Below are 23,688 nucleotides of genomic sequence, written 5' to 3'. Positions count from 1 at the left end.
CGAATCATTCGTTTTCGGAGTTGTCGCCGCGCGTTCGCGACGCCCGCCAGCCGCGCAGACCGCGATGAGCGGCAAAAGCGCCGATGACCGCGGTGACACACCAGACCCCGATGGCGGCGTAGACCAGCGGCGAGGACAGATCGCCGACGGAGGCCCCGAGCGCGGTGTAGACGAAGGCACGCGGCGCCGAGCCGATGAACGAGCCGATCACCATCTGCCACAACGGAACCCCGAAGGCGCCGAAGGTGTAGGAGGCGGCGGCATCGGAGATGCCGGGGACGAAGCGTTGGCCCACCACGGCCCACAGTCCGCCGCGGGAGATCAGCGCGTCCATCCGGTCGGCCCGTTCGGAGCCAAGTAGCGCCCGGGTGCTGTCCCGGCCTGCCCGCCGACCGGCGATGCTGGCGATGGTCGCGGTGCCGACGGTGGCGCCGAGGGTCACAAAGACACCGACCAGGGGTCCGAACAGCACCCCGCTGCCCGCCGCCAGCAGTGGACCGGGCACGAACAGGCTGCCCAGCACCGCCGAGACGATGACATAGACCAGCGGGGCGGCGGGCCCGGTGGCCGCGACACCGGCGCGGATCTCCTCCAAGTCGACGACACCCTTGATGCCGATCAGGTACCACAGGCCGAGCAAAAACGCGGCCAGCAGCGCCAGCCGGATGAGATGCGTTCGACGGGTTGACTTTTCGACGTCGACGGTCATACCCCGATCAGCGAATCGATCCACCCGCGCGCGAAGTACAGCAGGAACCCGGCGGCGACGACCCACAGCAGTGGGCTGATCTCGCGACCCTTGCCTGCCGCGGTCCGCACGATCACCCAGGAGATGAAGCCCACGCCGATACCGTTGGCGATCGAGTAGCTCAGCGGCATCACCGCCACCGTCAGCACGACCGGCAGCGCGATCGAGAAATCGGCGAGGTCGATATCGCGCAGGTGCGAGGCCATCATCGCGCCGACGATCACCAGCGCCGCCGCGGCCACCTCGGTGGGCACGATCGCGGCCAGCGGCGTCAGGAACATCGCGGCCAGGAACAGCGTGCCGGTGACCAGGCTGGCCAATCCCGTGCGGGCACCCTCGCCGATACCGGCCCCGGACTCGATGAACACCGTGTTCGACGACGCCGATGCCGCGCCACCGACCACCGCGCCGGCACCCTCGACGACGAGCGCGGACTGCAGGCGGGGGAAGTTGCCCTTGTCATCGGCGACGCCGGCCTGTTTGGACAATCCGGTGAAGGTGCCCATGGCGTCGAAGAAGTTGGTGAAGACCAGCGTGAACACCAGCATGACGGCGGCCAGGATGCCGATCCGGCCGACGCTGTCGAGGCTGAACTCGCCGACCAGCGACAGATCCGGCACCGCGAACGGTGAACCGCTCAGCGTCGGCACCGAAAGGCCCCAGCCCCCGGGTTTCTCGGTGGCCGACCCCAGATGCCAGATGGCCTCGATGGCGACGGCGACGACGGTGCCGGTGATGAGACCGATGAGGATGCCACCGCGGATCTTGCGGGCCACCAGGATGCCGGTCAGTAGCAGGGTGAACACGAAGACCACGGTGGGGATGCTGCTGATCGATCCCGCGCCTCCGCTGCCGAGGCCGACCGGCGGTGACGGGCCGCCGGTGGAGGCGACGAAACCGGCGTCGACGAGCCCGATGAACAGGATGAACAGCCCGATGCCCGCGGTGATGGCCAGCTTCAGCTGGATGGGCACCGCATCGAAGATCAGCCTGCGCAACCCGGTGACCGCCAGCAGCACGATGATGATGCCGTTGATGACCACCAGGCCCATCGCCTCGGCCCAGGTGAGCTCGCCGACCACCGAGGAGGCCAGGAACGAGTTGATGCCCAGGCCGGCGGCGAATGCGAACGGCAACCGCGCGATGAGACCGAACAGGATGGTCATCACCCCGGCGGCCAGCGAGGTGACCGCGGATACCTGGGTGAAGCCCAGCTGGTTGCCGGTGACGTCGGGCGCCCCGGACAGGATGATCGGGTTCAGCACGATGATGTAGGCCATCGCGATGAACGTGACGACGCCGCCGCGCAGCTCCGAGGAGATCGTCGAGCCGCGAGCGGTGATTTCGAAGAAGCGGTCCAGCCGGTTCACGGGTTCGACCTTAAGGTGTGCGCGGCGATGACGGGCGGTGGCGGGCCCATCGCAGGAAGTCCTGCGCGGTGAACACGGGTTTGCCGAGTTCGTGAGCCTTGCGGGCCTTACCGGACTGGCTGCCGGGTTCGGCGGTCACCACCACCTCGCAGCGGGTCTTGGTGACGGTCTTCACCGGGGCCAGGCCGGCCTGCTCGGCGATGCGCATCATCTCCTCCCGCGATAGCTCCCGGCCGGCATCGTCGAGTGCGGTCCCGGTGAAACACACCCGGGCGCCCGGTTGCAGGACCGCCTCGATATCGGGGCCGGCTGCGTGTGATCGCAGCGCCGGGTCGAGGATCTCGACGCCGAGCAGTTCCTCGGCGTCGTGCAGGCGCTGCCACACCTGTTCGGTGGGCTGGATCCGGCCGGCGGCGGCGCGCAACTGCGCGGCTACCGAGTGGCGGGCCGCGTGGGTCCACGGCGTGTCCGGGGGAGGCGTCGCGGACGACGGCAGGCCGAGCAGCGCCGGCCCGACATACCTGCTGACATCGAGCAGCGCCGAGAGCGCGGGCAGCCGGGCCGAGACCGGCGTCGCGGCCGGATCGCGGGTCAACAGATGGCCGGTCAGTGATTCCGGTGGATCGCCGAACGGCGTCGAACCGGTTGGCGTGACACCGGTTTCGCTGAACGATGTCAGCGCATCGGTGGCACGCCGCAGGGCGGTGCCACCGGTGGGGCTGGCCCGGGGCGCCTCGGCCCCGAGCGGCATCACCACCGTCTGCCCGAGACGTTTGAGCTCGAAGTCGATCAATCCGAGCGTCTCGTCGATACCCGGCCCGACGGGGGTGCAACCGCTGAGCATCGGGGCGATGACACCCCATGCCTCGGCCAGCGTCGGGGCAAGCAGGATGTCGGCGACGCTGATCCCGTATGCCGACCGCGCGTCGGCCAGATCGCGTTGCGGATTGATCAGCGTGCTCACCGCGGTGCCGTCGTCGAAGGCCACGGCCAGCTCGACCGGCCTCGGCCGCGACATCCTGCCCTCCTCGCCGACGGTGACGATCCCGATACCGCAGTAGCGTCGGGCGCTGCCGTCGTCGGGCTCGGCGCTGCGCAGGAACCGGGCGATCCGGCGGTCGGTCTTCAGATCCTTGGGAAGCACCGGCCGTTTGAGCACCAGGCCGCTCATCGAGGTGCAGCGGCTCAGTGCGACATAGAGCTGGCCGTAGGAGAACATCCCGCCGGTGAGGTCGACGACCAACCGGTCCAGGGTCTGGCCCTGGCTCTTGTGGATGGTGATCGCCCAGGCCAGTGCGAACGGCAGCTGGGTGAAGGTGCCGCACACCTCGTGCTGCAGCGAGCCGCTGTCGACGACGGGCCGGGTCGCCTCCCAGGTGAAGGGGGTGACCTCGGCGCGGCTGCCGTCGGTGAACTCGACGACCACGCCGGTTCCGTCGCTCACCTGCGCGATGATCCTGCCGAGGGTGCCGTTGACCCAGCGGTCGGCGGGATCGTTGGCCAGCATCATGATCTGGGCGCCGACCTTGAAGCGCAGGGTCTCATCGGCAGGCGGGTCGAACAGGCTCAGATCGCCGGTGTGGCGGGCGTGGTGGGTGATCTCGTCGCCGGGCAGCAGCTCCAGCTGCCGCCGGTTGCGGGCCGATACCAGCCGGTTCGTCGGCGCCAGGGTCAACCAGAACTCGTCGGCGGGCGGAACGAACTCCGGGTCGGTGCGGGTGTTCAGCTCGGCCAGCGCGTGCCCGAGCAGCACCCCTTCGCGGATCTCGTTGAGGATGGCGGTCATTCGGTCGTCGCCGAGCTGCCGGAACACGGTGGTGAGTGAGACCATCGGGAACGCGTCGCGGTCGAAGGCGTCCGCGGAGAAGAAGTACGGGGTGGCGTAGCGATCGGTGAAGAAGTCGGTTTCGGCCTCGGTGACCACCGGCGGCAGCTGGTACAGATCACCGACCAGGACCAGCTGGACACCGCCGAACGGGGCGCCGGGATCGGGTCCGTACCGTTGCAGTGCGGCGGCCATCTTGTCGAAGAGGTCGGCACGGACCATCGAGGCCTCGTCGATGATGAGGGTGTCCAGGCCCTTGACCGTGCGGGCGAACCGGCCGGGGTAGTAGCTGCCGGTTTTGATATCGGCCAGGCTGGTGGTGGGGGTGAAGCCGAACAGCCGATGGATGGTGTAGCCGCCGACGTTCAGCGCGGCGATCCCGGTCGGGGCGGCCACCACGACGGTGCGGTCGGTCTGTGACATGAACCGCCGGATCAGCGTCGACTTGCCGGTGCCCGCCTTGCCGGTCAGGAACAGATGCCTGCCGCCGGCGAGCAGTTCCATGGCGTCGCGGAATTCGTCGGTCAGGACGAACTCGCGGGGCGTCACCCGACGATGGTGTCAGATGCCGCGGTGCGTCGGCTCCGACCACCGCGTGATCTACCTGGCTTCCGTCTCACCGGTGTCTTGGTGCCGACGGCTGAACTCCGGTAGCTCTCCGGCGGGCGGGACGTACCTGGCTTCAGTTCTGTGTGACGCATCGCGTCAGGGGCTGAAATCAGGTAGACGCCGGATGTAACGCTGGGGCGTCCACAGCGATGAACCATGCGAGACAGCTGCTGGGCCGTACGGCCGGTGTCGGGGGAGATGACTGCGAACCGCAGTAGTGGCTGAGAATTGCCCTGCTCCTGATCTTCGAGGAGTCGATGCACCATGAGTGCCGCACGTGACGAGTTCCTGCGACGCGGCCTGGTGGCCGGCGTGGCATCCACCGTGGTGATGTCCTTGACCGCGCTGACCGTCGGGGTGACGCCCGCGCTGGCCGAGCCGGGTTCCGGTGAGACCGCGGTCGTGGAGACGACGGTCGTCGAGGAACCCTCGCCTGCCGGTGGTGGCGCCGAGGCCGGCTCAGGCGGTCGCTCCGAGGCCGAGCCCGCTGTCACCGCCGAGGCTCCCGCCCCGGCCGCCACGACCGTTGTCGCACCCGTGCCGACCCAGGCTCCGGTCCCGACCCAGGCTCCGGCCACTACCCAGGCTCCGGTGCCGACGCGCGCGGTCGAGCCGACCCGGGCACCCGCAACGGCGCCTGTGCCGGAAACGGTTGCCCCGCAGCCCACCCGGGCACCCGAGACGACCACCACCCGTTCGAGCGCCCAGGTGACGACCACGTCGGTCACGCCGCCGTCCACCAGCGCTGTGCCGTCCACAAGCGCTGTGCCCGGCACCCGGGAGCCCGCGACCCAGGAGCCCGCCACCCGCGGGGCGCGCACCGAGACCCCGCCGCCGTCGAGCACCGACGCCTCGGCAACTCCCACCACCGAGAAGCCGGCCGAGTCGACCACCGACGCCCCGGCAACTCCCAGCACCGAGAAGCCCACCGAATCGACCGGGTCGACCGAGCCGACCGCGGAAACCGAGCAGCCCACCGACACCGAACGAGTCGAGCCGATGGCCCGCGTCATCGAGACCGTGAAGCCCGCCGTGCTGGAGGCCCCCGCCGATGATGTCGTGCTGGCCAGCAAGGCCGCGCCGGTCGAGGTCAAGCCGGAGCCGGCCAAGGTCGAGGACCTGGCTGCGCTGTCATCGCTGGTCGGTCTGGCTGAGGAGCGCGATCGGCTGGCACAGGAGCGCCGTGAGCTGCGCGAGGACCAGCTCCAACTCCGCGAGGATCAGCGCCAGCTGCGTGCGGACCAGCGTGAGCTGCGCGCCGACCAGCGCGACTGGGACAACCGGGTGCGGCAGTGGAGCCCGGACTGGGTCCAGTACGACGAGTTCTACCGGCCGATGATCGTCAACCCCTATCGCGACCCGGTGCGCATCGTCTACGAGTACGAGAATCAGCCGCGCGTGGTGACGATCCCGCCGCTGCAGCGGATGGTCATGTATGTGGCCGACCTCGCGGCGTACAGCTTCACCGCGGTGGTGCTCAACACCGTCAACACCGTGGTCAGCACCGCGGTCGGGGTGGCCGTGGGCAGCTTCTTCGGCGGCGGGTTCATCCCGACGATCGCCAATATCGGGGCCATCGCGCCGCCGCCCCCGCCGCCGCTGTTCCGCTACGACAATGTGCCGGTGCAGGTCCGCTACTCCGACGCGGTGTACGAACCCTTCCGCGTGCAGCGCGTCGTCGATATCGGCGATGACGCCCGCTACGGGGAACGCCGGGTGTTGCTCGACGGTGCGACGCCGGCCTGGGGTGTGTGGAAGCAGAGCGCGGGCGGCGAGCGGATGTTCGAGGTGCACCGGACTCAGCAGTACCCGGGTCTCGACGCACCGCGGGAAGGTCCGCTGCCCGGTGACTATCGGCTGCGGCTGGCCGCCGAGGAGGCTCCGGCCACCGGGGGGAGCAACCAGACGCTGTTGATCACCGCGGCGGTGGCGTGCGCGGTGCTGAGCCTCGGTGCCGTCGGCGGTGCCGCCCTGCTGGGTCGGCGGCGGAGGATCTAGTAGCAACCTGTCGAGCGGCCAGTTATGACACGCCAAGGAGCGGCGGTTTCAAGGGGTGGTTGCAACAGTGGGTGAATCGGTCGGGTTGCAGAGTAGTTCGTGGAGTGCTTCGGCTGGTGTTTTCCAGCCCAGTGTCTGGCGGGGTCGGTTGTTGAGTTTGGTGGCGACGTAGTCGAGGTAGTCGGGGGGAAACACCGATAGGTCAGTGCCTTTGGCAAACCATTGGCGCAGCAGACCGTTGGTGTTTTCGTTGGTTCCGCGCTGCCATGGTGAGTGCGGGTCGCAGAAATAGATGTCGAGATCTGTCGCCTCAGCGATGGCCAGATGGTTGGCCAATTCGCTGCCCTGATCCCAGGTCAATGATTTACCCAGCAGCGCCGGCAACTGGCCCATCTTGGCCACGATCGCCTCTTGCACGGTCGCCGCGGTGTGATCACCGGGCAGGTGCAACAAGAGGGTGAACCGGGTGCTGCGTTCCACCAGAGTGCCGATCGCCGACCCGGAGGCGGTGCTTCCGATGATCAGATCCCCCTCCCAGTGCCCGGGGATGGCGCGGTCCTCGACCTCGGCAGGCCGTTCACTGATGCTGACCATGCCAGGGATACGTGCGCGGCGCTGCCCGGGTCGTCTGCGCGGGTGGCGTATCGCACGCCCGGTCCGCAGGTAGGTGTGCAGATCGCGCCGCAGATTGCCTTTGCCTTGGACGTATATTGCCTGGTAGATCGCTTCGTGTGACACCCACATCTCCGCAATATCAGGGAAGTCCAGCCGCAACCGGGCAGCGATCTGGGCCGGACTGTGAAACTCGTCGGTGAGTCGAGTCTGCACCACCTCACGCAGGGTCGTGCACAGATCCAGCTTGCGCGGCTTCGGTCGTGCGGCGCGGGTGACGCTGCGGTCGTGCGCGACAGTGGCCTTGTAGCGGGGACGCGGATCGTGCCCACCGCGCCATGACGCACCGAAGCGATATCGGGACCGATAGCCCGTACGACCTCGGCATCCGCCGTTGACAGCGATCTCCCGCGAGATCGTCGACGGCGCCCGGCCAAGGCGTTGAGCGATACACCGAATTGATTCTTTGGCCGCCACTCCTAACGCGATTTCCTCGCGCTCTTCAAAGGACAGTCGCGGCCGCCGGCGAGGTTGACCATCGGGTAACTGAGGTCTCACCCCGCCAGCATCGGCAAACCACCGCGAACCCGAGTTCAGCGACACGCCGACTGCCACAGCGGCTTCACTCACGATCAACCCGCTACGGATTTCCTCCCAGAACCGACGACGAAGACGAGACGATTTGGACGGGCGCACAACAGCTCCTCACAGGGACCTGTTGCAACCACCCCTTGAAACCGCCAGCCAATGGTGTGCCATAACTGGCCACTCGGCATCCTCAGGCGTGCACGTCGCGCAGACCGACCGCGCCGCGCAGGCCCGAGCAGTTCACGCAGCCGATACAACCGACGCAGTCGACGCAGCCGGCACAGGCCACACACGCCGCACATTTGCGGCAGGCCACGCATGCGATGCAGGCGACGCAGCCGACCAGCGCCGCGCACAACACCGAGAAGGCGGTGCCGACGACGGCGAATCCGCCGGCCACCCCGGCACTTCCACCGGTCGCGATCGAACCCGCGACACCCGCACTGTTGACCGTGGCGATGGACCCGGCGATCCCGGCGCTGCCGACGGTGCCGATCGAGCCGACGACAGCGGTGCTGCCGACTGTGCCGATGGAACCCTGCACCTCGGTGCTGCCGACGGTGCCGACCGATTGTGTGCCGGTATCGATCTCACTCATCAGTCGGCGCCCTTTCCGTTGTCGACCCGGTAGACCGCGCCATGGATGGCGGCGGCGTCGTCACTGGCCAGGAAGGCGATGGTCTTGGCGACGTCGACGGGATCCATCATTCCGCGCGGTGCGGCGATCCGCATGATCAGCTCCCAGTCGGCATCCTCGGGTGCGGAGAAGTCGGTGACCTGCGCGGTGAGCATCCCGCCGGGACAGACCGCGTTGACGCGCAGCGTCTCTCTGGTGAACTCCACGGCCATCGCCCTGGTCAACCCGATGAGCCCGTGCTTGGCCGCGCAGTACCCCGCCGAGTACACCTCGCCCTCCACACCGGCCACCGATGCGACGTTGACGATATTGCCGCCGGCGGCGAGCAGGTGGGGCAGTGCCGCGCGGCTGAGATAGAACGGCCCATTGAGATTGACCGCGAGATCGGTTGCCCAGTCGGCATCGGTCACGTCAGCGGTGCGCCGCATCTGGTGGAAACCGGCCACATTGGCCAGCACGTCGATGCGCCCGAACGCCTCGACGCAGTCGGCCACCGCCTGCGCACAGGCCTCGGCGGAGGAGATGTCATAGGAGCCGAACCGGCCGACCGGCACGTTGCCGAACACCTCGGCCATCCGGTCGGTGTCCCTTGCCACGCCGTATACCGTGGCCCCGCGCTCGGCGAAAAGGGTGGCCGTTGCGGCGCCGAGTCCGGCCGACGCCCCGGTGATCAATGCGACTTTTCCGTCCAATGAGGTCATACCCGGCACCCTCTCACGGGGCAAACGCCGGACGGGCCAGAAGCGCCCTGCAATACTGCGACGTGTGAACATACTTCGCGGATTGTTCAGTGCCGTGTTGCTGGCCGCTGGTGTGGCGATGATCGGTTCGGCCGCACCGGCCGGGGCGAACCCCCAACAGCAGGTGCTGGAGGGGGTCTACACCTTCAAACAGGAGGGCCTGCCCGACGCGGCGTGGTCGATCTACCCGGTCTGCGTGCCCGTCGTCGGCGACCTGCGCGTCGAGATCCGCGACCCGGTCGCCTGCCAGCTGACCATCAGTTCGACACCCAACAGCGTCGCCAAGGGTGGCATCGCGAAACTGGTGGGTGGGCAGTGGAGCTACAACATCAACTCGGTGGACGGGCTGACCTGTCCGGACGGCAGCACCCAGGCGCTGTTCGAGACGTTCGCGTTCAACACCATCACGATGACCGGCATGCGCACCGTGTCCCACAACCAGGTGTGTGGGCTGAACGCCACCATGCAGAAGTTCCCGTTCACCCTGACCTATGCGCATCCGCTGCCGATCCCGATCACCCAGTACCCGCTGATCTGCGAGCCGGGCGGCCTGCGCCGGTGCTTCTAGGGCTGCCGCGATGAGCGCGTCGCCCAAGCGGGTGGTGGTGTGGGGTACCGGTTTCGTCGGGTCGATGGTGATCGGCGAGATCGTCACCCACCCGAACTTCGAACTCGTCGGGGTAGGGGTGAGCAATCCGGCGAAGGCCGGCCGCGATGTCGGTGACCTCTGCGCGCTGGGCCGCCAACTCGGGATCATCGCCACCGATGACGTCGATGCCCTCATCGCGTTGCGGCCCGATGCGCTGGTGCACTACGGGCCGACCGCCGCGCAGGCCGATGCGAACATCGACCTGATCGGTCACTTCCTGCGCGCGGGAATCGATGTCGTCTCCACGGCCATGACCCCGTGGGTCTGGCCCGCGATGCATCTGAACCCGCCCAACTGGATCCAACCGATCACCGACGCCTGCGCGGCCGGGGGAGCATCCTGTTTCACCACCGGGATCGATCCCGGATTCGCCAACGATCTGTTCCCGCTGACGTTGATGGGGCTGTGCTCGGAAGTCAGGACCGTACGGGCCTCCGAACTGCTCGACTACACCAACTACACCGGTGATTACGAGTTCGAGATGGGTATCGGGCGCCCGCCGCAGTACCGTCCGCTGCTGGAGAGCCCGGAGATCCTGATCATGGCCTGGGGCGCAACGGTTCCGATGATTGCTCATGCCGCAGGGATCACCCTCGACGAGATCACCACGACCTGGGACAAATGGGTGACCCCGACCGACCGTCCGTCGGCCAAGGGGGTCATCGAGGCGGGCAACGTCGCCGCGGTCCGGTTCACCATCAACGGACGCTATCGGGGTGCCACCCGCATCCAGCTCGAGCATGTCAACCGGATCGGCCTGGACGCGGCCCCGGACTGGCCGACCGGCAACGACAATGATGTGTACCGCGTCGATATCGAGGGCACACCGAGCATCTCGCAGGAGACCGCGTTCCGGTTCACCGACGGTTCCGGCCGGGACGCCGCCGCGGCGGGGTGCCTGGCGACAGGACTGCGGGCGCTCAACGCCGTGCCGGCCGTCAACGATCTCCCGCCCGGCTGGGTGACCGCACTGGATCTTCCCCTCATCCCGGGCGCCGGTACCATTCGCTGATGGCTTCCGGCGCGGATACCGTCCTGCAACGACTGCTGGGCGGCGGGGTGGACGTGTGCTTCGCGAACCCGGGCACCTCGGAGATGCATTTCGTTGCCGCACTGGACAATACACCGCAGATGCGGGCCGTGCTCTGCCTGTTCGAAGGGGTGGCCACCGGCGCAGCGGACGGTTATGCGCGCATCGCCGGGCACCCGGCCGCCACCCTGTTGCACCTCGGACCGGGGTTGGCCAACGGGCTGGCCAACCTGCACAACGCGCGGCGCGCCCACACCCCGGTGGTCAACATCGTCGGCGACCACGCCACCCATCACGTCGAATTCGACGCCCCGCTGCAGTCCGATATCGAGGCGCTGGCCGGCTGGCCGGACGGAGTGGTGTTCCGCCCGGAATCGGCCGCGCAACTGGCCCCGGCCGTCGACGCCGCCATCGCCGCCGCGGCCGGACCACCAGGACGCATCGCGACGGTCGTTCTGCCCGCCGACTACTCGTGGGGCACCGCCCAGAGCCCCGGCGAACTCGTCACGCCCACCGCGGCGGCGGGCAACGACGCGCGCTCCGGTGCCGAGGCGGCCCTGGAGGCGTTGCGCGCGCACGGCCCCGAGACGGTCCTGCTACTCGGTGGTGCCGCGACAACGGAGGCCGGGCTGGCCACCGCGGCCCGCATCGCCGCCGCCACCGGCGCTCGCATGTTGGTGGAAACCTTCCCGGCCCGCCTCCGCCGCGGCCAGGGGATACCTGCGGTCGAACGGCTCGGTTATCTGGCCGAGCAGGCCGAACAGCAACTGTCCGGCGCCTCGCACCTGGTGCTGGTCGGGGCGCGGGCGCCGGTGGCGTTCTTCGCCTATCCCGGCAAGCCGAGCGGCCTGGTTCCGATCGGCGTGCAGACCCATGTGATGGCGCCTGACGAACTGGCCGAGCTGGCCGATCAACTCGGTGCCGGACCACTGTCGCTGCCCGATGCGCCCCGGCCGGAGCTGCCGAAAGGACCGCTGACGGTGGCGAATTGGGCGCAGGTCATCGGTGCGCTGCTGCCGCCGGACGCCATCATCTCCGATGAGGCCAACACCAGCGGGATGCTGGTGCCGGCGTCCACCGCCGGTGCGCCGGCCCACGATGTGCTGACGCTGACCGGCGGCGCGATAGGGCAGGGACTGCCGGTGGCCGTCGGCGCCGCGGTGGCCGCCCCGGACCGGCCGGTGATCGCGCTGCAGGCCGACGGCAGTGCGCTGTACACGATTTCGGCGTTGTGGACGATGGCGCGCGAGAACCTCGATATCACCGTGGTCATCCTGAACAACCACGCCTACGCGATCCTGCAGATGGAGCTGGCCAGGGTGGGGGCAGGCAGCGGCGACCAGGGCGCCGGTGCGAAGGCCCGATCCCTGCTGAACATCGGCAACCCCGATATCGACTTCGTCGCCATCGCAGCAGGTTTCGGGGTGCCGGCCACGCGTGCCACCACCGCCGAGGAGCTGGCGGCACAGTTCAGCGCGGCGCTGGCCGAGCCGGGACCGCATCTGATCGACGCGGCCGTCCCCGCCTTCATGTGATCTGGCGGGGCTAGCCGCGCGGCTTCTTGTGCAGGACGATCTGGGCCATCGGGATCTGGGTCTCCTGAGGTTCGGCCGCCATCCTGGCCGCCACCCCCGACTGCAGCGCCGCGCCGAACGCCGATCGGCGTTCGGCGGCGACGAAACCGGTCAACACCGGGATCACCGCGGCCTGGAGGAAATCACCCCACTGCGCCCCGAAAGCCACTGCATCCCCGTCCTTCTGGTACTGGCGCCAGAACCGGTCCTCGGCATCGAACACCTCGAGGTGCTCGATCGTGAGCTGTTCCAGCCGTCCTGACGGGGCGAACGGGGTGGTGAAATCGGCCGTGCGACGACCGGCGATCGGCAGCGACATCTGCCTGAGTTCGTCGGCGGTGATCACCGCGCGGGCCACCAGTTCGCTGAGTTCGGCCATCAGCGCCTCGAACAGCGCTCGGTATCCGAACTCGCCGTCGGCGGAGATGGCCATCGTCATCACCACCACGCGCCCGCCAGGACACAATTCCCGGCCGCGATAGGCGACGAACTCGTGCCAGTCCCTGGCCGCCAACCGCTCATGCGCCAGTCGTGCGGTGTCATCGGTGCTGAGCGAGGCATGGATGTGGTCGGTCACCACGGCGGGAATGCTGCTCAGCCACAGGATCGACCAGGCCGACCAGCCGAGGTTGACGGTGTTGGCCGGCAGGATCTGGCTGTAGAACGACCGTCCGACCGCGGACGAGAAGGTCGCGGGATCACGACGCAGATAGCTGTCCGGGTCCGCGCGCAGCACCCGGAACAGCGCGCTGAAATCGTTCTCCGGCACATCGGTGTGCGTCACCAGAATCGAGTGCTCGGGCCGGGTCCGCCCGCGCAGCGTGGTGATCGCCGCATTGAGCGGCAACAGCGAGTTGTGGCCGTTGGCCGCGCCGTAGTCGGCGATGACGATGGGCAGCGGCGGCTGCGGAATCGGTACCGCCGCGGCGGCGTCCTCGAACAGCCGCATCGCCTGCTTGAGCCCGGCCGCCTGCAACCGAGAGCTGGCACTGTAGTCACCGCTGCCGACCGGGATCGGCCGCACCACGACACTGGACTCGGGCATTCTCGTGAGGTTAGTACCGTCGGCCGCGGTGCGCCGCCGATGTCCGGCAGCGGTGCTGGCAGGCGTGCCACACTTTCCGCCATGCGTCCCGCCACCGCGCCACGGCTGCTCACCTTCGTCGCCGTGCTGATCATGGTGGCCGCCGGGATCGGCTTCGTCACCACCCTGATCCTCAACGCCTTCGTGCTGGACAGGTACGACGCCTACGGTGAGGTGCCGATCCCCGGCCGGGCCGAGCTGCACCTGCCGTCGGGTGAGGTGAACATCAGCTTCCACACACAGATTATCGGCAGTGCCGGCGGCGCGGGTCTGCCGATCCCGGACATGCGGATGGCCATCGATCCGCCGGCCGGGGTGCCGGAGCCGGAGGTGGTCGAAAACATCGGTGGCACAACGACGGTCAACAACGATGCCAGGGTCCGGGTCTGGGTGGCGAGGGTTGCCGAGGCGGGCACCTACACCGTGCGCACCGATGGTGACGTCAGCGCCTTTGTCAGGCCGCGGTTGGCCTTCGGGCATGGCAGTCCGCTGGGCCACGCGCCGTGGTGGTGTGCCGCGGTGTTCGGGATCGGACTGGTCGACCTGGTCATCGCGAGGGTGTGGGCCGCGCGGTGGCGCGCGAGATCGCGGCCGATTGCGCCGACCTTCACCCTCGGCGAGGCGGCTGCCTCCTATGTCCCCGAAGCCTATGTCCCCACCGATGACGGGATCCGCCTCGAAAGCCTCAAGACGCTGGCGGCGCTGCGCGACTCCGGCGCCCTCACCGAGGCCGAATTCGAATCCGAGAAACGTCGGCTGCTAGGCGGCTGATGACAGCAGCTGCGATCGCTCGAACCGACCCGCGGGCCGGAACCGGGCCACCACCTCGTCGGCGGGTTCGCCGGCGAGCTCCGTGATGAGCGCCTTGGCCGCGTCCGCGGAGGTCACCGACTCGAAGGGGGTCGGGTCGTCGAGCAGGCTGACCAACTTCCCGGCGAAGCGCGGGCTGGCGCTCGCGGCGGCGAAGAACAGGCTGCCGTAGTCGGCGAAGGCGGGGTCGGACAGGAACAGCCGGGTGACGCGCTGGGCGGCGCGGCCGCGGTGGCGGTAGAAATCCTCGAATGATGCCGTCAGCCATTCGGTGTCGAACGGACCGTCATGGGATGCGACCCTGTGCACCAGACCGGCGGTCTGGATGAGGCCGCCCTGGGCGCCCTGTCCGGCGATCGGGTCATAGGAGATCGCGGTGTCACCGAGGGCCAACACGGGATGGCCGGAGGCCGTGCTGCCCACCGCCTTACGGACCACCTGGGTGACCGCCCCGGTCAGCCACGAGTGCGGATCCTCGTCGATGACCCGAAACTGGTTGACCTCCGGCAGGTCCCAGTCGATGTAATCGTGATGCAGTCCGGTGGCGACCTGCAGTGCCGAGACCGCGTCGGTCACGGTGGCAAAACGCCGATCCCAGTCGCTGCCGGGATGTGCCCAACCGAGAAAGGCCCAGCTCGGGCCCGCGTCCTTGTGCAGATACGGCCCCCAGAACGATTCGCCCTGCCCGGCCACGACGGTGAACGCGTGGTGGCTCCCGCCGCCGACACCCCGGTGGGCGAAGACATCGGGACCATGCCCCAGACCGGTGACCGAGAACGCCAGCAGTGAGCGCTGCGGCCGGTCGTAGGCGGTGCGGGTGCCATCGACGGGAAACAGCGCCGAGAGCCCGCCGCGGCCGGTGGCGACCAACGTCAGGTCCGCGCGGGCGGCGATGGTGTCGAGTCGTTGCGGATCCACCGACTCGACCACGAAATGGCCGCCGCGACGGCCGAAGAGGGTCAGCCGGTCGTCGGCCTTGAGCCGGGTGTCGACCGCGACACCGCGGGCACCGTCGAACCAGCCGTCGAATGCGATCGCCTCGGCATCGTCGGCGACGACGCGGACGCTCTGCCCGGTCGAGGTGGGCGCGGTGGCCAGATAGGTGTTCAGTCCCAGGCTTTCCTCGGCCTGCTGGGCCTTGCCGAAGATCAGCGCGGTCCCGGTGGCGGGCACATCGTTGCGCAGCGCATGCTGCTCGCGGTCGCTGTAGAGGGTGACGTCGAATCCGTTGTCCAGCAGCCCGAGCGCGGCTGTCACGCCGGTCTGGCCGGCACCGATGATGGCCGCGGAGCGTCCGTTGGAAGTCGTCATGGCCACCACTATCGGTGCCGAGGCGCAGGATCGACAGCAACAGGCTCAGCCTGATCGCAAAAGGCGGGCTTGTCTGGTGGGGACCTATGTGGTGCTGCCGACGAGCCGCATCAGCGGGTCGGCGGGGCCGATGTCCAACGTGCACTCGCCGGGTCGCGGGTCGGGGACATAGGACCAGAACATCACCCCGGCCGCACCCTGATCGCGCATCTCGCCGAAGGCCTCCCGCAGGACCTGCTCACGATCGCCGACCGAACCGCACGATCCGGCTTCCATGCCGACCTCGGTGATCACCAGCGGCTTGTCGAGCGCCCGGGCCTGCTGCATACGACGGGCCAGCCCGTCGTACTGGTTTCCCGGCAGCGAGTCGGTGGACTCGTAGAAGTGATACTCCAGGACATCAATGCCCGGCGAGGCACTCACGTATTCGAACGAGTCGCCGGCCGACCCGCATTGGCCACCGCCGGCATGCCCGCTGAACACGGTGGTGCCCGGGTCGAGTTCGTGGATGCGGGCACCGGTCGCGTCGTAGAACTGGCGCAGCACCTGCGCCGAATCGGGCGGGCACGACCGTGCCTGCCAGGTGCATCCGTCATCGGTGCACAGCGACGGTTCCGGTTCGCCGACGGCGGTCCAGCCGGCCACCGCGGGTGAGGCCGCCCATCGCGTCACTGCAGTGTCGAGCCACTGCGCGAAGGTCATCGTCGTGCCCGGTGACCGGTGGGTGTTCCAGCCGTCGACATACCAGCCGTACTCCTTGAACGTGTCGTCCTCGCAGCTGCCCTCGTTGCTGGAGAGCACGGCGATCAGCATCTGACCGTGCCGCTCGGCGGCGCGCACCACAGCGTCCAGTGCGGTGAAGTCGAGCATCCCGGTGTACTTGTTGACGGCCAGGCTGGAGAAGGCGTTGAACCGGGTGAGCGAGTGCGGTGGGAGCCGGCTGAAATAGGTGTCGAGGTCGACCTGTGCACCGCACCCGGCGTTGATGGACCAGTCGGTGCCCAGCTGATAGGCGTTCAGGCCGATGGGCCACCACGGTTTTCCGTTGAGGGTGAGCGTGGTTCCCTCGACCCCGAGGGTGGCCGTCGTCGACGTGGTGGCGGCCAGCGGCTGGGGCGCGCCCGAGCTGGTGGGGATCGGCTGCTGGGGTGACTGCACCGAGCACGCAGCGGTCAGCGCCACGGCGATGCACGCCGTGAGGGTACGCAACCACGGGCGAGCCATGAGCTGACTTTAACCCCGCCGAACACCCGCTTCGGGCAACAAGTCAGCTACTGCAGATTTAGCAACTCGGCACCAGGGAAAATGCGCGTCAATTTGGCGAAATGTCGCACGGGCTTGCAATCTCAGCAAACAAAAATTCGTCCGCCCGCAAATCCCCTGCGGCGGGTCGCCGGGGCCCTAGTGGCCCCGCTTGACCCACTCGTCGTAGTTCACGAGCTCACCCCCGATGGTGGTGGTGTCACCGTGGCCGGTGTATACGACCGTCTCGTCGGGCAAGGTGCCCAACCGCTGGGAGATCGATTCCAGGATGGTCGGGAAGTCCGAATAGGACCGGCCGGTGGCGCCCGGGCCGCCCTGGAACAGGGTGTCGCCGGAGACGACGGCGTTCAATGCCGGCGCCGACCAGCACACCGATCCGGGGGAGTGTCCGGGCGTGTGCATGGCGTGCAGTTCGATCCCGCCGGCGGTGAGCACCAGCCCGTCGTCGACAGTGCGGAACGCTGCTTCGGGGTGCACGGCGCGCCACAACATCTCGTCGGCCGGGTGCAGGAACACTGGAGCGTCGAGGGCCTTGGCAAGTTCGGGTGCGACGGTGATGTGGTCGTTGTGGCCGTGCGTGCAGACCACCGCGACGACATTGCGGCCGCCGACCGCCTCGATGATCGGGTCGGCGGTGTGCGCGGCGTCGAAGACGATGACGTCTTCATCGTCGCCTATCAACCAGATGTTGTTGTCGACATCCCAACTGCCGCCGTCGAGTTCGAAGGTGCCGCTGGTCACCACCCGCTGGATGTCGCCCATCAGAAGACCACCACCGAGCGCAGCACCTCACCGGCGTGCATCTTGTGGAAGGCCTCTTCGACCTGATCGAGGCCGATGCGCTCGGAGACGAACTTCTCCAGCGGCAGCCGCCCCTGCAGATAGAGGCTGATGAGCGTCGGGAAATCGCGCTCGGGCAGGCAGTCGCCGTACCAGCTCGACTTCAGCGAGCCCCCGCGGGAGAAGAAGTCGACCAGCGGCATCTCCAGCTTCATGTCCGGGGTGGGCACCCCGACCAGGACCACGGTGCCGGCCAAATCGCGGGCGTAGAAGGCCTGCTTCCAGGTTTCGGGCCTGCCGACGGCGTCGATGACGACATCGGCGCCGAACCCGTCGGTCAGGTCCTGGATCGTCTCGATGGCGTCGAGATCCTTGGCGTTGATGGTGTGGGTGGCGCCGAACTCGCGGGCGGTGTGCAGCTTGCGATCGTCGACGTCGACGGCGATGATCCGCCGCGCACCGACCAGGGCGGCCCCGGCGATGGCGGCATCACCCACGCCACCGCAGCCGATGACGGCCACGGTGTCGTCGCGGTTGACCGCTCCGGTGTTGATCGCCGCGCCGATACCGGCCATGACGCCACAACCCAGCAGGCCGGCCACGGCCGGGTCCGCGGTGGAATCGACCTTGGTGCACTGGCCCTGATGGACCAGGGTCTTGTCGGCGAAGGCGCCGATGCCCAGCGCGGGGGACAGCTCCGTGCCGTCGGTCAACGTCATCTTCTGGGTGGCGTTGAAGGTGTCGAAGCACAGGTGCGGGCGGCCACGCTTACATGCCCGGCACTCACCGCAGACCGCACGCCAGTTCAACACCACGAAATCGCCGACCTCGACATGGGTGACGCCCTCGCCGATGCTCTCGACGATCCCGGCGGCCTCGTGGCCGAGCAGGAACGGATAGTCGTCGTTGATTCCGCCTTCGCGGTAGGTCAGATCGGTATGGCAGACACCGCAGGCCTGGATCGCGACCACGACCTCACCCGGACCGGGATCGGGGATGACGATGTCGACCAACTCGACGGGCTGACCTTTGGACCGGGAAATCACACCGCGCACTGTCTGACTCATGCCTATAACCTAATACGCGGCACCCGCCCTCGCCGGACAGGTGTCCAGTTTCCGGATGTCGTAGTGGCCGTCCTCGGGCTCGGACAGCATCGCCGTCAGCGTCTTGCGGTCCCACGGCCACAGGTCGATGGTGCCGTCCTCGGTGCGGTACCAGGAGTGGCACCCGGTGTTCCACACGGTCGGGCCCATGGCTTCGGCGACCGCGTCGTTGAATTCGTCGGTGGCTGCCTTGGTTACCTCCACCTCGTCGAACTCACCCGCGCGAAACCGGTTGAGCCAGGCCACGATGTAGCGCGCGGTCAGTTCGGCGGAATACTGCAGTGGGATCGAACCGGTCGGAGAGTTCGGTCCCAGCACGGTGAACAAGTTCGGGAACCCCGGGATCGCGGTCATCCGATACGCACGCGGACCCTTCGCCCACGCCTCGTCGATGGTGATGCCGTCGCGACCGATCACCGACATCGGCCGCATGTAGTTGTGCGCGTGGAACCCGGTGGCCAGGACGATGACGTCGACGTCGTGGTGTCGGCCGTCGGCGGTGCGGATACCCGTCGGCGTCACCTCGCTGATCGGGTCGGTGACCAGGCGGGTGTTCGGTGCGGAGATGGCGCGGTAGTAACTGCCTGAAACGACCTGCCGTTTGCACAGCGGCTCGTAATCCGGCGTCAGGTCCGCACGCAGTCGCTGGTCCCGGATCAGCACGCGCAGACCGGTCCGCGCGTAGGCCTGCACCAGCCGCCGGCGCCAGGACGGTGTGGTGACGATGTCGGCCAGGATGTTCGACGCCCACTGCAAGCCGTCGAAGGCGGCATCCAACAGTGCCGGCCAACGCCGCAAGGCGGCAGTCAACACCTGCGGCTGTGGCAGCGTCATCGGCGCCCAGAGCACCCACTGCGCCGATCGGGCGAAGTGCGCCACCTCCGCGCTGTCGGGCTGCAAGGCCGAGACCACCTGCACGCCGGTGGATCCGGTGCCGATGACAGCGACCTGCCGACCCTCGGTCTGGACGTCTGGATCCCAGCGGGCGGTGTGTATGACGGGACCGTCGAAGTCGTCGATTCCCGGGATGTCCGGGATGAGCGGATGATGCAGGACGCCGGTGGCGCAGATGACGAAGTCGGCGGTGATGGTGTCCCCGGCGCGGGTCGTCAGCGTCCAGGTGCCCGCGTCGTAGCGGGCCTCGGTCACCTCGGTGTTCAAGCGCAGGTGCCTGTCGAGTCCGAAACGGTCGACGATATCGCGGTGGTAGTCGCGGATCTCGTCTCCGCCGGCCCACAGCTTGCTCCAGTCCGACTTCGGGGCGAACCCGAACTGGTAGATCTGAGACGGGACGTCACAGGTGAGACCGGGGTAGCGGTTCCAATGCCATACGCCACCGACCCCGGACCCCTTCTCCAGGATGATGAAGTCGGTGAACCCGTTGCGTTGCAACGTGTATGCGGTGGCGATACCGGCCATCCCGGCGCCGATGACGATGACGCGCGGTTGTCTGGCGATCACGCGGCCGCGCCGATCACCAGCGCTGTGCTCATGAGCGTGCCGCCGCATGGTCGGCCGACTGCCGTTGCAGTCGTTGGATGTACCCGGCTCGGCCGGCAGAGTCGACCGAATGCAGAGCGCGTCGGTCGTCGATATGGTCGCGAACTGCCCGCTGAACTGACTCCGGAACGACGGCATCGGTGAGTGCCCAGAGTGGACCCACCCAGCGGGGTACCGAGGTGCGGGCCGCGCGGGTGCGCACGGTGCGCAGGATCGCGCGAGCGACATCGTCGGGTTCGACGGTCGGGAGGCCCGCGCCCAGGCGCACCCCGGATGCGAGCTCGGTGCGCACGGCCGACGGCAGTACCGCCGATATCGTGATGCCGGTGCCGGCGTACTCGCGGCGGGCGGCGAGCGACGCGCCCAGCGCGGCGAATTTGCTGGCGTTATAGCTCACCATGCCGGGGATCGGGATCATGCCGGCCATCGATGCGACGTTGACGATATGTCCGGTTCCGGCGTGCCGCATGGCGGGAAGTACCGCGCGCATACCGTTGATGACCCCGCGAACGTTGACATCGAGCACCAGGTCGGTGGTGTGGTCGTCCTCGGTATCGAACGCACCCAGCGGCATGACCCCGGCATTGTTGACCAGGATGTCGATGCGGCCATGAGTGTCGAGCACATCGGCGATGAATCGCCGCCAAGATGCGGTGTCTGTGACGTTGAGGTAGCGCTCCGGAGTGTCGATATCGCCGACGCAGACGATGGCGTTGTGGTCGGTGAACAGTTGCGCGGTTCGGGCGCCGATACCTCGTGCTGCGCCAGTGATGATGACGACCTTGCCGTCAATGGATGGTTTCACGAGACCTCGCTTTCGAATACCGACGGTATCCGAATACTTATAGTTCAATCAATACCCGCGGTCTATCATTTGGCCCATGCCGCGTCTGACCAGGGCCGAACGCCAAGAGCAGACACGCGCCGAACTGCTACAGGCCGCCAAGGCGCGGTTCCTGGAGCGGGGCTACGCCGCCACCAGCCTCGAGGACATCGCCGAGGACGCCGGGTTTTCCAAAGGTGCGGTGTACTCCAACTTCGGGAGTAAACCTGCGCTGTGCCGGGAAGTGCTTGCCCTGATCCACCACGAGAAGCTCGGTGAGATGTCCCGGCTGGCCGCCACCGATGCAGATCTTTCGGTCCGGATCGGTGCGATCAATGATTGGCTGGAGCGCACAGCCGGCGATGTCGGCTGGACCATGTTGGAGTTGGAGTTCGTCGTCCTCTCGCGGCACAACCCCGAACTCGGCGAGATGATCACCGCCCTACGTGACGAAGCTGCGCAGATGGTCGTCGCGGTGCTGCGGTCATTGGCCGAGGATCTGGATCCGACCGCTTTGGATGACTTCGGAAACCTCTTGCTGAGCGCGGGGATCGGCCTGGGCATCCAGCGCGCCATCGACCCGTCATTGTCGACGCGCCCGGTGGCCGATGCGATCACCCGGACCATGAATCTGCTGGAAACGCTCGGCGCGAAGAGCTGATGTCCCGCCGGATCAGCCGGACGCGCCTCCGGGTTCGGCGTCGGTAGCATCCTGCGGGTGGGTGCCCTCGAACTTCTCGACGATTGGCCGGTGTCGACGGTCGCTGCCGCGGTGGTCGGACCGGACGGCGTGCTCGCCGGCCGCGGGGACACCGCTCATCGGTTCCGGTTGGCCTCGGTCACCAAGCCATTGGTGGCCCGCGCCGCGCAGGTCGCCGTCGAAGAGGGTGCGTTCGATCTGGACACCCCGGCCGGTCCATCCGGTGCGACGGTGCGACACCTGCTGGCGCACACCTCGGGGGTGAGCATGCAGGGCCCCGATCAACTGGCCGCACCCGGCACCCGGCGGATCTACTCCAATTACGGGTTCGCGTTGTTGGCCAATGCTCTGCAGGACGCGACGGGGATCGAATTCTCCGACTACCTGCGCGAAGCGGTGTTCGAACCGCTCGGCATGGCGGGATCGGCCTTGGCGGGTGGGGCGGACGCCGCCGGCCATGGTGGCCAGTCCTGCGTCGACGATCTGGCGCATTTCGCCGGTGATCTGCTTCGGCCGGTGCTCGTGACACCGGAACTGCACGCCGAGGCGACGACCGTGCAGTTTCCCGGTCTCAACGGCGTGCTGCCCGGGTTCGGCTCGCAACGTCCCAACGACTGGGGGTTGGGATTCGAGCTGCGCTCGCACAAGTCGCCGCATTGGACCGGCTCGGCGAACTCGCCGGCGACCTTCGGGCATTTCGGCCAGTCAGGGACGTTTTTGTGGGTCGATCCGATCGCTGAGGTGGCCCTGGTGGTGCTCACCGATCGCGACTTCGGGGACTGGGCGTATGAGCTGTGGCCCGCGATCTCTGATGGAGTCCTGAGAGAATTCGGCGCACACTAGCGCAACACGCGTCTCACAAGGCACAATAGACACGCACGAAACAACTGCACATTTCGGTAACGCCAGGTCGTTGGGGAAGACGTCCCTCGTGGAGCCGAAGGAGCAAAAGTATGCGTGCGTCGAACCAGTTCGCCGAGGCGACAACTGGCGTGGTTTACGTTCACGCCTCGCCCGCGGCGGTATGCCCACATGTGGAGTGGGCTCTTTCGTCGACCCTGTCGGCGCGGGCGAACCTCAAGTGGACGCCCCAACCTGCCATGCCCGGACAGCTGCGTGCCGTCACCAACTGGGTGGGCCCGGTGGGTACCGGTGCGCAGTTGGCGAACGCCCTGCGGTCGTGGTCGGTGCTGCGCTTCGAGGTCACCGAGGACCCCAGCGAGGGCGTCGACGGGCATCGCTGGTGCCACACGCCTCAGCTCGGGCTGTGGAGCGGAGCGATGAGTGCCAACGGTGACGTCATGGTCGGCGAGCAACGGTTGCGCGCACTGATGGCCTCCGGGGCCGACGCGCTGGCCGCCGATCTGGATTCCGTGCTGGGCACCGCATGGGACGAATCGCTGGAGCCCTACCGTGGTGGCGGCGACACCGGCGAAGTCACCTGGCTCAACCGGGGAGTGGGCTGAGTCACACCAGGAGGCCGATTTCTGGTCGATTCGGGTTGTCCGGAAACGGGTTTCGCGCCTTACAGCAGAGTCACGCCTGGGATCCAGCTTCCTTACAGAATCGCTGGCTACTCTTCGCGCTATGAATTCGAAGACAGCGTTCGCCGCGGCCGGTGCCGCCCTGGTTGTCCTGTCCGCTGCCGGAATGCCCACTGCGGCAGCCGAACCCACCTGGACCATGCCCTCGCTGCAGGGCATGAACCTGGAGAAGGCGCAGGCCCTGTACAACGAGGCGGTCGGCGGCAACGGGCCCACCCTCAAGTACGTCAACAAGCAGGTCGCCTCGTGGAAGATCGTGGCGCCGGCGATGTGGGATGTCTGCTCGCAGTCGCCCGACCCGGGCAGCGAGATCGCCCCGCACACGGTCCCGCGGGTGTCGGTCAACGAACACGGCGAGTGCTGATCGGCTGATCCCCGGGACGTTCC

At 67.9% G+C, this 23,688-nt stretch carries 22 protein-coding genes; 9 read left to right on the top strand and 13 right to left on the bottom strand.

What is annotated here, in order from left to right:
• Window positions 1-4: 4 nt before the first annotated feature.
• The 3 genes from PGN27_RS05235 to PGN27_RS05225 are packed head-to-tail and all read right to left on the bottom strand — an operon-like array spanning window position 5 to window position 4,447.
• Window positions 5-709: a TVP38/TMEM64 family protein gene (locus PGN27_RS05235; RefSeq protein WP_335325130.1), complete on the bottom strand. Its 705-nt coding sequence runs from the start codon at window positions 707-709 to the stop codon at window positions 5-7.
• The gene (locus tag PGN27_RS05230) at window positions 706-2,118 is read right to left on the bottom strand and encodes an NCS2 family permease (protein ID WP_335325129.1); all 1,413 of its coding nucleotides are present in this window, start codon (window positions 2,116-2,118) and stop codon (window positions 706-708) included. Before PGN27_RS05230 ends, PGN27_RS05235 begins: the two co-directional genes overlap by 4 nt.
• 10 nt (window positions 2,119-2,128) lie before the next feature.
• Window positions 2,129-4,447 carry an AAA family ATPase gene (locus tag PGN27_RS05225; protein WP_335325245.1) on the bottom strand — a complete coding sequence of 773 codons (2,319 nt, stop codon included), beginning with the start codon at window positions 4,445-4,447 and terminating at the stop codon, window positions 2,129-2,131.
• A 369-nt stretch (window positions 4,448-4,816) separates the two neighbouring features.
• Between PGN27_RS05225 and PGN27_RS05220 the strand changes: the two genes are divergently transcribed.
• Window positions 4,817-6,550: a hypothetical protein gene (locus tag PGN27_RS05220; protein ID WP_335325128.1), complete on the top strand. Its 1,734-nt coding sequence runs from the start codon at window positions 4,817-4,819 to the stop codon at window positions 6,548-6,550.
• Between the two features lie 48 nt (window positions 6,551-6,598).
• Here the strand turns inward: PGN27_RS05220 and PGN27_RS05215 are convergent, their stop codons facing one another.
• From PGN27_RS05215 to PGN27_RS05205, 3 genes are all read right to left on the bottom strand, one after another.
• Window positions 6,599-7,858 (bottom strand): IS30 family transposase, encoded by a 1,260-nt coding sequence (locus tag PGN27_RS05215; RefSeq protein ID WP_418888537.1) that lies wholly within the window; start codon window positions 7,856-7,858, stop codon window positions 6,599-6,601.
• Window positions 7,859-7,940: 82 nt separating this feature from the next.
• A complete protein-coding gene (locus tag PGN27_RS05210; RefSeq protein WP_335325126.1) occupies window positions 7,941-8,348 on the bottom strand; it encodes a hypothetical protein in 408 nt (135 codons plus the stop codon).
• A complete protein-coding gene (locus tag PGN27_RS05205) occupies window positions 8,348-9,088 on the bottom strand; it encodes an SDR family NAD(P)-dependent oxidoreductase (protein ID WP_335325125.1) in 741 nt (246 codons plus the stop codon). The genes PGN27_RS05210 and PGN27_RS05205 overlap by 1 nt, the downstream gene beginning before the upstream one ends.
• Before the next feature lie 64 nt (window positions 9,089-9,152).
• Between PGN27_RS05205 and PGN27_RS05200 the strand changes: the two genes are divergently transcribed.
• From PGN27_RS05200 to PGN27_RS05190, 3 genes are read left to right on the top strand one after another with little or no spacing between them, the layout of a single operon-like run.
• Window positions 9,153-9,695 carry a hypothetical protein gene (locus PGN27_RS05200; protein WP_335325124.1) on the top strand — a complete coding sequence of 181 codons (543 nt, stop codon included), beginning with the start codon at window positions 9,153-9,155 and terminating at the stop codon, window positions 9,693-9,695.
• Window positions 9,696-9,705: 10 nt separating this feature from the next.
• On the top strand, window positions 9,706-10,788 hold the full coding sequence (locus PGN27_RS05195; protein ID WP_335325123.1) for an NAD(P)H-dependent amine dehydrogenase family protein: 1,083 nt from the start codon (window positions 9,706-9,708) through the stop codon (window positions 10,786-10,788).
• Complete coding sequence (locus tag PGN27_RS05190) at window positions 10,788-12,341, top strand: acetolactate synthase large subunit (RefSeq protein ID WP_335325122.1); 1,554 nt, start codon at window positions 10,788-10,790, stop codon at window positions 12,339-12,341. The genes PGN27_RS05195 and PGN27_RS05190 overlap by 1 nt, the downstream gene beginning before the upstream one ends.
• Window positions 12,342-12,351: 10 nt before the next feature.
• Here the strand turns inward: PGN27_RS05190 and PGN27_RS05185 are convergent, their stop codons facing one another.
• Entirely contained in the window at window positions 12,352-13,425 is a 1,074-nt protein-coding gene (locus PGN27_RS05185; protein WP_335325121.1) for a class I SAM-dependent methyltransferase, read from the bottom strand.
• Between the two features lie 81 nt (window positions 13,426-13,506).
• On the opposite strand from PGN27_RS05185, the gene PGN27_RS05180 reads away from it, so the two are divergent.
• On the top strand, window positions 13,507-14,235 hold the full coding sequence (locus PGN27_RS05180; protein ID WP_335325120.1) for an SHOCT domain-containing protein: 729 nt from the start codon (window positions 13,507-13,509) through the stop codon (window positions 14,233-14,235).
• On the opposite strand, the gene PGN27_RS05175 is transcribed toward PGN27_RS05180, so the two are convergent.
• The 6 genes from PGN27_RS05175 to PGN27_RS05150 all read right to left on the bottom strand — a co-directional run bounded on the left by PGN27_RS05175 (window position 14,224) and on the right by PGN27_RS05150 (window position 21,039).
• Entirely contained in the window at window positions 14,224-15,585 is a 1,362-nt protein-coding gene (locus tag PGN27_RS05175; protein WP_335325119.1) for a styrene monooxygenase/indole monooxygenase family protein, read from the bottom strand. The two genes, PGN27_RS05180 and PGN27_RS05175, sit on opposite strands and share 12 nt — an antisense overlap.
• A gap of 84 nt (window positions 15,586-15,669) precedes the next feature.
• Window positions 15,670-16,809, bottom strand: a complete 1,140-nt coding sequence (locus PGN27_RS05170) for a beta-mannosidase (protein WP_335325118.1) — start codon at window positions 16,807-16,809, stop codon at window positions 15,670-15,672.
• Between the two features lie 177 nt (window positions 16,810-16,986).
• On the bottom strand, window positions 16,987-17,610 hold the full coding sequence (locus PGN27_RS05165; protein WP_335325117.1) for an MBL fold metallo-hydrolase: 624 nt from the start codon (window positions 17,608-17,610) through the stop codon (window positions 16,987-16,989).
• Entirely contained in the window at window positions 17,610-18,695 is a 1,086-nt protein-coding gene (locus PGN27_RS05160; RefSeq protein ID WP_335325116.1) for an S-(hydroxymethyl)mycothiol dehydrogenase, read from the bottom strand. The genes PGN27_RS05165 and PGN27_RS05160 overlap by 1 nt, the downstream gene beginning before the upstream one ends.
• A 9-nt stretch (window positions 18,696-18,704) precedes the next feature.
• Window positions 18,705-20,195, bottom strand: a complete 1,491-nt coding sequence (locus tag PGN27_RS05155; RefSeq protein WP_418888536.1) for a flavin-containing monooxygenase — start codon at window positions 20,193-20,195, stop codon at window positions 18,705-18,707.
• Window positions 20,196-20,223: 28 nt separating this feature from the next.
• Window positions 20,224-21,039 (bottom strand): SDR family oxidoreductase, encoded by an 816-nt coding sequence (locus PGN27_RS05150; RefSeq protein WP_335325114.1) that lies wholly within the window; start codon window positions 21,037-21,039, stop codon window positions 20,224-20,226.
• Between the two features lie 76 nt (window positions 21,040-21,115).
• On the opposite strand from PGN27_RS05150, the gene PGN27_RS05145 reads away from it, so the two are divergent.
• The 4 genes from PGN27_RS05145 (at window position 21,116) to PGN27_RS05130 (ending at window position 23,665) form a co-directional block, all read left to right on the top strand.
• Window positions 21,116-21,718, top strand: coding sequence for a TetR/AcrR family transcriptional regulator (locus PGN27_RS05145; protein ID WP_335325113.1), 603 nt, complete (start codon window positions 21,116-21,118; stop codon window positions 21,716-21,718).
• A gap of 57 nt (window positions 21,719-21,775) precedes the next feature.
• Window positions 21,776-22,600 (top strand): serine hydrolase domain-containing protein, encoded by an 825-nt coding sequence (locus tag PGN27_RS05140; protein WP_335325112.1) that lies wholly within the window; start codon window positions 21,776-21,778, stop codon window positions 22,598-22,600.
• Between the two features lie 110 nt (window positions 22,601-22,710).
• On the top strand, window positions 22,711-23,223 hold the full coding sequence (locus PGN27_RS05135; protein WP_023986000.1) for a DUF3145 domain-containing protein: 513 nt from the start codon (window positions 22,711-22,713) through the stop codon (window positions 23,221-23,223).
• Between the two features lie 121 nt (window positions 23,224-23,344).
• Window positions 23,345-23,665 carry a PASTA domain-containing protein gene (locus PGN27_RS05130; RefSeq protein WP_335325111.1) on the top strand — a complete coding sequence of 107 codons (321 nt, stop codon included), beginning with the start codon at window positions 23,345-23,347 and terminating at the stop codon, window positions 23,663-23,665.
• Window positions 23,666-23,688 lie beyond the last annotated feature (23 nt).

The sequence above is a fragment of the Mycolicibacterium neoaurum genome (assembly GCF_036946495.1).
Classification (GTDB): Bacteria; Actinomycetota; Actinomycetes; order Mycobacteriales; family Mycobacteriaceae; genus Mycobacterium; species Mycobacterium neoaurum_B.
This window is presented reverse-complemented; position numbering and strand designations above follow the sequence as displayed.